Source organism: Reyranella soli, from assembly GCF_007992495.1.
GTDB lineage: Bacteria > Pseudomonadota > Alphaproteobacteria > Reyranellales > Reyranellaceae > Reyranella > Reyranella soli.
Map to the genome: position 1 here is coordinate 47,003 of NZ_BKAJ01000087.1, position 9,273 is coordinate 56,275.

The window sequence follows — 9,273 nt, forward strand, 5'->3', positions numbered from 1 at the left end:
CGCTCAGTCCGACGAAAGGATACGGACGGCGCGCTGGTGCGGCGCGCCGCCACCGTCGCTGTCGGCGTGACCCATCAGCGTGATCGCCGCTATCGCCACCAGGAGCGCCAGCGAGCTGTAGCCGACCATGGTTGAGCCTCGCCGGCAGGCGAGGAGGCGAACAACGCGGAGCTTGGCGGGCGTCATCAGGTCAGCCTATCGGCTTGGTCGGCCCGCACAATCAGGCAGCGTGTAACGTTGGTAAAGAATGTAGCGGCGGCCCAGGCCGCCCAGCGCACCCGTCAAAAGAAATGGGCGGCCCGTCGCCGGACCGCCCATGTTCTCGACCAAAGTCGGCGCGATTACATCGCGGCGGCGACGTTGCTCATCAGGTTCGTGACCGAGGTACCGACCGAACGGAACGCGACGATCGCGGCGACCGAAATCAGCGCGGCGATCAGTGTGTACTCGATGGCGGTGGCACCCTGCTCGCTCTTCATCAAACGACGGAAAATGGACAGCATTGGGTATCCCCAAAGAAAAGAACGTTCTTCTGACCTTGACCGGCGTTCTTGTCGTTCGCCCCACGGTTCTGGGGACCATAGAGCGACCTGACCCGAACGCTGGGATGTGAATGCGTCCCTGACCTCATTAAATGGTTGAGGTCTGAGGCCTAACATATTGATAACGAAGAGGCCCTCAACGCGATAATTGTATCAACTTCATCATTGGCACTGAACCTTCGGCCAGCTGTACTTTTGCAGGCCCAATGCGATCCAAACGCGTGTTATCGTTCCTCAACATGGGAGGCATGTCATGAAGTCAATTCTGACAATGGCCTGGACGGCAGAAGACCCGTCGGCATTTGATCTCGCCGCGAAGCTCGCGCGGACCTTCGACGCCAAGCTAGTTGGCCTTGAGCCGCCGTCCTATGGCGTCATGAGCATGGCCTGGGCCGACGCCGGCATGGGCGCGCCGATCGGCGGCGGCCTGGCCGAGGACGCCGAGGAACGCCAGCGGGTCGCGGCCGTGAAGCAGGCCTTCGAGCAGCGCGCAACCGGGCTCAATTCGGAATGGCGCTCGGCCGACGACAGCGGCCCGACCGCCATCGGCACGATCGGCCGCGCCTATGACCTGATCGTCATGCCGCAGCCCGGGGCGCTGCCCAAGATGCCGGAGAGCGTGTTCGAGACCGCGCTGTTCGATTCCGGCCGGCCGGTGCTGGTGGTGCCGCCGGGCTTCGGCGGCATGGTCGGCAAGCGCATCCTGTTCGCCTGGAACGGCTCGACTGAGAGCGCACGGGCGATTTCGCTCGCCATGCCGGTGCTGAGCGGCGCCGAATCGATCGACGTCTTGAGCGTCGACGGCGCCATGGTGCCGGGGCCGAGCGCGGCCGAGATCGCCGAATCGCTCCGGAGCCACGGCCTCAACGTCACCAGCCAGCACGTCAAGCCGGGCAATCGCTCGGCCGGCCAGACCATCGTCGACACGGCGGTGAGCGGCGGCGCCGACCTGATCGTCAAGGGCGCCTACACGCAAAGCCGGCTTCGCCAGATGATCTTCGGCGGCATGACCCGCCATCTCATCCTCAATTCGACCCTGCCGGTCCTTTTCTCGTACTGAGTCTTCCGGACGGCCGGCTCATGAGCCGGCCGAAGGCCGGCGGTCCAAAAGAGCGTGAGAAAACGCGGCACTGCAGCGCCGCGCCTCCAGCGAAGACCATGCTAGAACCCGCGGCATGGCCGCAGCCCCTCGTTCGACCGACGATGCGCGACGCGTGCGCCGCGTGCTGGGCGTGCTCGTCGTTGCTGCCCTCGTTGCGGCGGCCGCCGTCTTCGCGGTGGTGCGCGAGGAGATGCCGGCGAGCGGACCGACGGTCGACGAAAAGATCGCCGTTCTGCGCACCGAGCGCGCCAGCCTGCAGGCCCGCGCCGACAGCGAAGCACGGATCGGCCTGCTGTCCGACTTTCGCACCGCCAGCCTGTTGTTCGATGCGTTGGCAGTGCGTTCGGATTCCGACGGCGATCGCGCCTTCGATCTCGTGCCGGCCTTCCGGCGCCAGGCGTTCGGCGAGCTCGATGCGCTGAACACCGCTCTCAAGGACGCGCTCGACAGGCCGGGCGAGGGCGCGCGGCTCGCCGCCCACAAGGCGGCCGCGCCTGCGCTGGCGCGGCTCGACCGCATGGCCGCCGATGCCGGGCCGCTCGTGCTCTCCTATACGCCGCGCTTCGTGCCGCCGCGCCGCGCCACCGGCGAGCTCACGCTCGCTCCCGGCACGCCGGGCACCGCGCCACAGGGCACGTTGCGGCTCGACAGCCCGGGCGGATCGGCAGCCCATCCGACCGCGCAGGCCGTGCCGCGTTACGCGCCGGATTTCACCTCGTCGGGTGACGACGATCCGCCGCTGCAGATCGAGATCGTGGGCTCCCATCTCGCCTCGGCCGGCGGTCCGCCGCCCGTGCTGTCGATCGGCGCGTGGCGCGGACAGGCGACGGTGATGCCCGAGCGGCTGCGCTTTTCGGTGCCGCGCGCGGCCTTCCCAACCGACGCGCGGCGCACCAGCTTCGCGGCGGCCACGCTCTCCGTCAGGCGCGGCTCGCGCACTGTGTTGTTCCAGCTGCTGTTCACCGTGCTACCCGACCGTCCGGGTTCGTTCGCCTTCGACCAGCGGGTGGTCACGACGACGCTGGAATCCAACACCCTTGTGTCGCCCGAGATCCTGTCGCGCGCGCCCGCGGGCGAGACGCGCACGGTGCGCCGCTGCTTCGACCCGCCGGCCGGCTGGCGCTTCGACAAGGAGCGCCAGCGCGTGGTCATCGTCGAGCGGCTGGGTTGGCAGGAAGACGTCAGCGATCCGACCATGAACGCGGGTTCGGTCGAGTTCGTCCCGGCGGATGGGCCCGGGCAGGTCTGCATCGCCGTGATCGCCCGCCCGGTCATGCGCGGCGCGCGGACGGCGACGATCGGCCGCTTCGAGGCGACGCTGGTGCGCGACCGGCCGAGCGAGACGGCGGTGAAGAGCGGCGTTCGCGCCCTCGACTGGCGCGAAGCCGTGCGTGTGCCGATAGAACCCGACATGGTCGAATGGAAGCTCTACATGCGCCTGTTCGACGATATCGACCGCGAGTTCGCCGGCGATGCCGATTCCGGCCTGCCGCGCGTCAGCATGCCCTTCCTCAGCATCGGCGTTGACGGTCACGCGCTCGTCCTGCGCGCCGACCCGACAGCGGAACCTTAGGTACCGGAGCGCGGGCCTCCGGCCCGCTCATCTCTTCGGAGCGCGGACCTCCAGGTCCGCATCATGATCATGAGCGGACCTGGAGGTCCGCGCTCCACATGAGCGGGCGCGACGCCCGCGCTCCCTTACCGCCCGCGCGCTTCGAGGCGGAGGCGGCGTTTGCCGGCGGCGTCCGTCAGGTCGAGGGTGGTGCCGGCGAGCTGCGCCTCGCGCACCGCCGACAGCGCATCGAGGAAGCGTTTCTCGGCAGCAGCCAGCGCCGGTGCGCAGCTGGCCAGGGTCGTCGCCGCCGGCTCGAAGCGCAGCCCGTCGGGATCGAGCTGGTAGCTGCCGGTCAGCGCATTGCAGCCGGTCGAGCCGCTGAACTTGCCGTCATCGTCGAGCCGCAATCGCGGCCGTTGCCGCCAGTCGTCGTAGACCGGCTTCTCGCCGTCGATCTCGAGCACCCGCCATTCGGTGTCGCGCAAGGCCGAGCTGCGCGGCGCCAGCGGCGGGCAGGCGCCGTCGCGCTTGAGGCTGAGGAAGCGGTCGGCCTGAACCTCGCCGGAGGCGAAGCGGCCGACGATCTCGACATAGAGCTGCGCTTCCTTGGAAGGCGTGGCTTCGGTCCAGGCGCGTTCGAGGTCGGGCTCGGCGCCGCCCGGCGCCAGCTCGAAGGTGCGGCCGGTGAGGCACTCGGTGAACAGGCCGCCAGTCTGCGTGTCGCGATAGAGGCCGCTCAGGCGAAAGCGGTCGTCGATCGGATCGGCGGTGGCGGCGCGCTCGAGCTCGCTGCCGTTCTCGGCGACCAGCTTGTCGCCGTTGGCCTCGCGGAAGACACGCCGGGGAACCACGCCGCCGCGCAGCACCATGCGCACGCCGCCATCGACCTCCTGTGCCCATTGGCCGAGATCGACGGTCTCGCTGGCGCCGCTGCGCTCGCGCAGGCGGAAGATGCCGTCGGGGAACAGGGTGACGGTGAGGCCGCCGCCCTGATAGGTGCGCGGCGGCTCGCCCGGCCGGCCGATGGCATGGCAACGCATGGAGCGGCCGCCGGCCATCAGGGTGGCTTCGCGACCGCGGCCACGCAGTTCGTAGTAGGAATCGCCAAAGGCAAAACCCGAGCCCGAGGGCTGTCGCGACAGCTCGACCTCTGGCTGGCCCGGCACGCTGATCGTGGCGAGGTCACCGTCCTTGGAGAAGGCGGCGGAGAAATCGCTGCCGCCGGGGCAGGCATACATCACCTGCAGGCCGGGCGGTTGGGCCTGGGCCGCGGGCTCCGGCGGCGGCGGCGCTTGCGCCTGTGCCGCGGTAGCGGCGAGCATCGCGAAAAAGGCCAGCCTTCTCATCGCCGCGGCTCCGGAATCCTGCCGTCGGAAGACAGCAGCACGGCAATCGGCCGCGTCGTTTCGAACTGGGCCAGCACGATCAGGCTGACGACGGTGATGGGCACGCACAGGAACATGCCGACGACGCCCCATATCGTGCCCCACACCACCAGCGAGACGATCACCACCAGCGGCGAGAGGTTGAGCGAGCGGCCCATGATGGCGGGCTCGACCACGTTGGCCGTCACGACCTGGATGGTGCCGAAGACCAGCAGCACGATCAGGAAGGGCGTCAGGTTGTCGAACTGCACCAGCGTCAGCACGGCTGGCGCGACGATGGCGAGAATCGAGCCCACGGTTGGGACGTAGTAGAAAAAGAACACCATGACCGCCCAGAAGGCGGCGAAGTCGACACCGACCGACGCCATCACGCTGTAAGCCAGAGCCGAAGTGATGGCTGCGAGCGTGGTTTTGATCCGGATATAGACCCGGATGTCATGGTCGATCTGGTCGAGCACCGCCTCGACACGTTCCTGGTTTCCACTAGAGCCCAGAACGATGGCGAGCTTGCGGCGAAAGCGGACCTGTTCGACGAACAGGAAGCCTGCGTAGATCACGACGATGCCGGCCACGCTCACCACCGAGGCGGCGGCCGTGGCAATGCTGCTCAGCGTGTCGGCGAGGCTGATGCGATCGAACAGCTCACCGATCGTCGGCGCCTGCTCGACACCGACCAGATGCGCGCCTTCGTTGATCAGAAGCTGCAGGCGACGTTCGTAGTTCGGCGCGGCGGCGATCACGGCGGTGACGTTGCGCCCGATGGTGCGGCCGACCACCCACAGCAACCCGCCCATGATGCAGACCGCCGCCACCAGGGCGAACGGCCGCGGTAGGCGCAGGTGGCCGACGCGCGGATTTTCGAAGGCGTCGGCCAGCGCGTCGATCATGTACCAGAGCACGATGCCCAGCACGAACGGCAGAAGCAGGCCGCGACCCGCTACGAGAAGGTACATCGTGGCCGCAACAACGATGGCCCAGAGGGCGGCGCGCTGGAGGGTCATGGGCGTCTATAGTACCCTGAGGTGCGGTCGCGCCGCTCCAAGAAATGAAACGCGGCGTCCGGCAGGCCCACTCCGGCCTAGGGGAGATGACAAATGACGGATCTGTTGTTCGGCTTTCAGGGACGGGCCAACCGCGCCAAGTTCTGGCTGGTCGCGCTCGGCATTCTTGTCGTGGAAGTGATCCTCTTCGCCGTGATTCTCGGCGGTGCGGCGATGTCGGGAGATCCCGAACAGATCGCTGCGGCGATGGGGCCGGTTGCCAGCATCATCGTCCTGATCTTCGCCGTGGTGGCGACCTGGATATCGATCGCCGTCGCGGTGAAGCGCTATCACGACCGCAACAAGAGCGGCTGGTGGGTGCTGATCGTCTTCGTGCCTGTCATCGGCGGGCTGTGGTACCTGATCGAGTGCGGCTTCCTGCGCGGCACGTCCGGCCCGAACAACTACGGTCCCGATCCGCTGGCCATGGCCTGATCGCGGGTCGAGCGCGGCCGGATATTGGCGCGGCGCAGCGCCGCCCGGCCGCGTTCGGTCAGCTCGACACGATGCTCGCCGCGGTCGCCGCCGCATTGGCGGATCAGACCGTCGGCGCGCGCGTCCTCCCACACCGGAAAGCGTGGGCAGGAGCTACGCCAGGCGTCCATGACGTCCTCGCGGCTGCGTGGCCGGTCGGCGACCCACTGCAGGAACTGGATCATGATCAGGCTTGGCTGGCTCGGCATGTCACGGATGCTCCAGGTCGACGCCCGCCAGGATAGCCTGCGAACAGCGAACTTGCAGCGGCGAACTGCATGACCGCTATCCTTCGGCCGGCGGCGATGGGCTGTCGTGCAGATCCGTCTGCGGCTCATGCCGGGCGCGCTGCAGCACGGCAGCCGAGCGGCCGACCAGGAAGGAGGCGCTGATGGTCAGGCCGAGCTCCATCGTTGGTTGGCTGGCAGGGGCGATCGCGGCGAGGGCGATCTCGATCATCGCCAGGGCAACCAGTGCGACGGCGGCGACGAGGCAATCGCGGGCTTTCCGCAGTCGTATCAAGCGCCAGCTGTGGTCGACATAGATCCGCAGCCAGTAGCCGCGCGCCGCGCCGGCAAGAGCGGCAATGATGGCGAACATCCAGAGGCCGGGATTCTTGAGCTCGCCCCACGTCGGATAGGCGATCAGTGAAAGGGCGGACAGCGCTGCAAGCAGCGCCGTCACGGCGGGCCGCCATTGCGGAACGATGCGACCGCTGCTTTCGGGTAGCGCTGCCCAGGCCGCGGCGAGTGCGCACAGCAGCATCAGGGCATGCGTGAGATAGACATTGGAGACCAACGTCATTGGAAGCCGCATTGCTGGGCGGTGACGCCGACGGTGGCCCAGCGCTGGCCGTCGCGGAAGCAGCCGTTCTGCCAGATGCCGGCGTAGCTCTGGCCGTCGGCGGCGTAGCGCGTGCCGTAACCGTTGGGCAGGTCGTCCCGCCACTCGCCGTCATAGCGGCCGCCGTTGGCATAGGTGCGCGTGCCGCGGCCCTGCGCCCTGCCGTCGACGAAGTCGCCTTCGTAGCGATCGCCGTTGACGTAGTAGAGCGTGCCACGTCCGGTACGCTGGTTGTCGCGGAAATCGCCGACGTAGCGGTTGCCGTTGGGCCAGATATAGGTGCCGCGTCCGTTGGGCTTGTTGTCGCGGAAGTCGCCCGTGTAGCGCGCGCCGTTGGCAAAGGTGAAGGTGCCGCGGCCGTAGCGCTCGCCGTTCTGCCATTCGCCCTCGTAGCGCATGCCGTTGGCATAGGTCATCTTGCCCGGCCCGTTCGCCATGCCGTCTCTCATCTCGCCCTCGTAGCGCGCGATCGGCTTGCCGCCTTGATACCACTGCAGGACGCCCTGGCCGTGGGCCAGGCCGTGATAGCACTCGCCCGACCAAGTGATGCCGATGTTGGGTTCATTGTCGGCTCGCACGACCTTGCAGCCGGTATTGGGATCGGCGAGCTCGTCGCTCGCCATGGTGCCCGGTGCCGAGCCGGGTGGCGGCGCCGGTGGCGTCGGCGGCAGCGAGGGAACGGGCCGGGTGCCTTGTGCCGACGCCGATCCAACCAGCGCAAGCGACAGCAGCGCAACCCTGACCAACAGCATGAATCCCTCCCGTACGGGACCAGTGTAGCAGAGGCGGCGAAGGCCGGAACGTCAGCCGCGGGTGCGCAGATAAACCGTCACTGCGCGGGTCGACAGGAAGCCCGCGCCGAACGCCACGGCCGCGGTGGCGTAGGGCACGTATGGCTCGGCATGCGTCGAGACCAGCGGCGCCGCGGCCGCCATGACGACCGCGAAGGCCAGCAGAATCGCCAGCCAAAATCCGTCGCGGCCGCTTGGCAGCCGTACGGTCGACCACAGCGGATCCATGTCGACGGCCATGAACCAGCCGCGGGCCGCGCCCAGCAGCGCCCCCACCGCGATGGCGAGGCGCAGCATGTCGGGCTGCTGCTGGTCGGGATCGGTCAGGCCGATCATCACCAGCACGCAGCCGAACGCCAGCGGCGGCGCCACCATCAGATGGCCACGCGACTGCGAGATGCCGCGCGCCTCTCGCCAAAGCGCGTACAGGCATCCCGCCATCGCCAGCACGGCCAGCAGATGAAGGAGGTTCAGCACCGGGTCACGGCGCGTTGCGCTCTAGAAGCGATGAAGGTCGACATGCGGTGCTCCCCGCCAACGCATGGCAATGGCCATCGCCCGCCCGGTTAACATGCCGGCGCAAGCGGCGGCAATGTCGGGAGCGATCAGGCGGAAGGGCAGGCCATTGGGTCCTGCGAAGGCTCCGCCGATCTCGAGCAAGACAGCGGCGACCAGCGCAAGGGCGACCAGGAACGAGCCGCGCGCCCGCGGCAGGCGCACCTTGTCGAACATGTGATCGACCTGGAGCTGCAGCGTGAAGCCGCGCAGTGCGCCGATCGCCAGTCCGCCCGCCAGGGCGGCAAGGAAGATCCAGGGCGGCCGTTGCGAACCGAGCTGGAACAGCAGGAACACCAGAGCGCACGCCATGGCCAGCAGCGCCGGCGCCGCCAAGCGGCCGCGCGGCAGTGGGCGATGACGCATCTCGCTTAGCGTGTAGCGGGCGCAAGGCAATGCGCATGCGAGCAGCGCCAGGCGGAGGACATTCGGCCCAACGGTCACATCGGCACGGCGGCGCATGTCCGATGGCCCTCGTATAGCGCGGCGGCCCTCGATATTGCGCAGAATACGTGTGGAATCGTCGAGCAGGTCATCGACGGCTGGCCCCCCAAAGCCGGCACCTACGTTCAGAGGCGATGTCGATATCGGTCGCTTCGTGCACGATCAAGGAAAATAGGCTGCAGTTGTGACGCGGATTGAATCACGGATGCAGTCATGTTGCTGACTGCGACCTTACGTTGAATCACGCCGGTTCTGGACGACCCTCCGGCTGTTCGTCTGGCGCATTCTCTCGATGAAGCACGATCGCTGGAGCGGAATTCCGCCCGGTTGATTCGGACCGACGGAACTGAATTCTGAAACTGCACAGCAAGTGTTGTCGGCTGTGTCCAGCGTGCCACACCTGACGGCCCAAATCGGCCTGGGACAGTGGTCCCCGGTGGCGTGGGTTCCGTGCTCTCGGGTAAAGTCCGGACGGGTTTTCAGCCCGCGGCCAGCTTCCGCCGATGTCCGGGGGGACGGCCTGCGAACCATGGAGAATTTAA

12 protein-coding genes are annotated in these 9,273 nt (G+C 67.8%); 3 read left to right on the plus strand and 9 right to left on the minus strand.

The features are described 5' to 3' along the window. Positions 1-3: 3 nt before the first annotated feature. Positions 4-129 carry a hypothetical protein gene (locus tag RSO01_RS49535; protein ID WP_281291504.1) on the minus strand — a complete coding sequence of 42 codons (126 nt, stop codon included), beginning with the start codon at positions 127-129 and terminating at the stop codon, positions 4-6. Positions 130-341: 212 nt separating this feature from the next. Continuing rightward, entirely contained in the window at positions 342-503 is a 162-nt protein-coding gene (locus RSO01_RS24595; RefSeq protein WP_147152366.1) for a Flp family type IVb pilin, read from the minus strand. A gap of 292 nt (positions 504-795) precedes the next feature. On the opposite strand from RSO01_RS24595, the gene RSO01_RS24600 reads away from it, so the two are divergent. Together RSO01_RS24600 and RSO01_RS24605 are read left to right on the plus strand one after the other, a co-directional pair. Beyond that, the gene (locus RSO01_RS24600) at positions 796-1,602 is read left to right on the plus strand and encodes a universal stress protein (protein WP_147152368.1); all 807 of its coding nucleotides are present in this window, start codon (positions 796-798) and stop codon (positions 1,600-1,602) included. A 115-nt stretch (positions 1,603-1,717) separates the two neighbouring features. After that, the gene (locus RSO01_RS24605) at positions 1,718-3,217 is read left to right on the plus strand and encodes a hypothetical protein (protein ID WP_147152370.1); all 1,500 of its coding nucleotides are present in this window, start codon (positions 1,718-1,720) and stop codon (positions 3,215-3,217) included. 125 nt (positions 3,218-3,342) lie between these two features. Here the strand turns inward: RSO01_RS24605 and RSO01_RS24610 are convergent, their stop codons facing one another. Both RSO01_RS24610 and RSO01_RS24615 read right to left on the minus strand, forming a co-directional pair. Then, positions 3,343-4,545, minus strand: a complete 1,203-nt coding sequence (locus RSO01_RS24610) for an META domain-containing protein (protein WP_170303329.1) — start codon at positions 4,543-4,545, stop codon at positions 3,343-3,345. After that, positions 4,542-5,585 (minus strand): AI-2E family transporter, encoded by a 1,044-nt coding sequence (locus RSO01_RS24615; RefSeq protein WP_147152374.1) that lies wholly within the window; start codon positions 5,583-5,585, stop codon positions 4,542-4,544. The genes RSO01_RS24610 and RSO01_RS24615 overlap by 4 nt, the downstream gene beginning before the upstream one ends. 93 nt (positions 5,586-5,678) lie before the next feature. On the opposite strand from RSO01_RS24615, the gene RSO01_RS24620 reads away from it, so the two are divergent. Next, positions 5,679-6,059 (plus strand): DUF805 domain-containing protein, encoded by a 381-nt coding sequence (locus RSO01_RS24620; protein WP_147152376.1) that lies wholly within the window; start codon positions 5,679-5,681, stop codon positions 6,057-6,059. Here the strand turns inward: RSO01_RS24620 and RSO01_RS24625 are convergent. From RSO01_RS24625 to RSO01_RS24645, 5 genes are all read right to left on the minus strand, one after another. Further along, a complete protein-coding gene (locus RSO01_RS24625) occupies positions 6,029-6,307 on the minus strand; it encodes a hypothetical protein (protein WP_174825951.1) in 279 nt (92 codons plus the stop codon). The genes RSO01_RS24620 and RSO01_RS24625 overlap by 31 nt on opposite strands. 76 nt (positions 6,308-6,383) lie before the next feature. Beyond that, positions 6,384-6,902, minus strand: coding sequence for a hypothetical protein (locus RSO01_RS24630; protein WP_147152378.1), 519 nt, complete (start codon positions 6,900-6,902; stop codon positions 6,384-6,386). Further along, positions 6,899-7,693: an MORN repeat-containing protein gene (locus RSO01_RS24635; protein WP_147152380.1), complete on the minus strand. Its 795-nt coding sequence runs from the start codon at positions 7,691-7,693 to the stop codon at positions 6,899-6,901. The genes RSO01_RS24630 and RSO01_RS24635 overlap by 4 nt, the downstream gene beginning before the upstream one ends. Before the next feature lie 51 nt (positions 7,694-7,744). Beyond that, positions 7,745-8,209 carry a hypothetical protein gene (locus RSO01_RS24640; RefSeq protein WP_147152382.1) on the minus strand — a complete coding sequence of 155 codons (465 nt, stop codon included), beginning with the start codon at positions 8,207-8,209 and terminating at the stop codon, positions 7,745-7,747. A gap of 21 nt (positions 8,210-8,230) precedes the next feature. Next, positions 8,231-8,653 (minus strand): hypothetical protein, encoded by a 423-nt coding sequence (locus RSO01_RS24645; RefSeq protein WP_147152384.1) that lies wholly within the window; start codon positions 8,651-8,653, stop codon positions 8,231-8,233. Positions 8,654-9,273: the final 620 nt, after the last annotated feature.

What these genes read in the sequence shown, in the direction of transcription:
- RSO01_RS24605 (WP_147152370.1), top strand. Translation starts at nt 1,718, where the DNA reads ATGGCCGCAGCCCCTCGTTCGACCGACGATGCGCGACGCGTGCGCCGC.
- RSO01_RS24645 (WP_147152384.1), bottom strand. Translation starts at nt 8,653, where the DNA reads ATGCGTCATCGCCCACTGCCGCGCGGCCGCTTGGCGGCGCCGGCGCTG.
- RSO01_RS49535 (WP_281291504.1), bottom strand. Translation starts at nt 129, where the DNA reads ATGGTCGGCTACAGCTCGCTGGCGCTCCTGGTGGCGATAGCGGCGATC.
- RSO01_RS24600 (WP_147152368.1), top strand. Translation starts at nt 796, where the DNA reads ATGAAGTCAATTCTGACAATGGCCTGGACGGCAGAAGACCCGTCGGCA.
- RSO01_RS24630 (WP_147152378.1), bottom strand. Translation starts at nt 6,902, where the DNA reads ATGACGTTGGTCTCCAATGTCTATCTCACGCATGCCCTGATGCTGCTG.
- RSO01_RS24625 (WP_174825951.1), bottom strand. Translation starts at nt 6,307, where the DNA reads ATGCCGAGCCAGCCAAGCCTGATCATGATCCAGTTCCTGCAGTGGGTC.
- RSO01_RS24615 (WP_147152374.1), bottom strand. Translation starts at nt 5,585, where the DNA reads ATGACCCTCCAGCGCGCCGCCCTCTGGGCCATCGTTGTTGCGGCCACG.
- RSO01_RS24610 (WP_170303329.1), bottom strand. Translation starts at nt 4,545, where the DNA reads ATGAGAAGGCTGGCCTTTTTCGCGATGCTCGCCGCTACCGCGGCACAG.
- RSO01_RS24635 (WP_147152380.1), bottom strand. Translation starts at nt 7,693, where the DNA reads ATGCTGTTGGTCAGGGTTGCGCTGCTGTCGCTTGCGCTGGTTGGATCG.
- RSO01_RS24620 (WP_147152376.1), top strand. Translation starts at nt 5,679, where the DNA reads ATGACGGATCTGTTGTTCGGCTTTCAGGGACGGGCCAACCGCGCCAAG.
- RSO01_RS24595 (WP_147152366.1), bottom strand. Translation starts at nt 503, where the DNA reads ATGCTGTCCATTTTCCGTCGTTTGATGAAGAGCGAGCAGGGTGCCACC.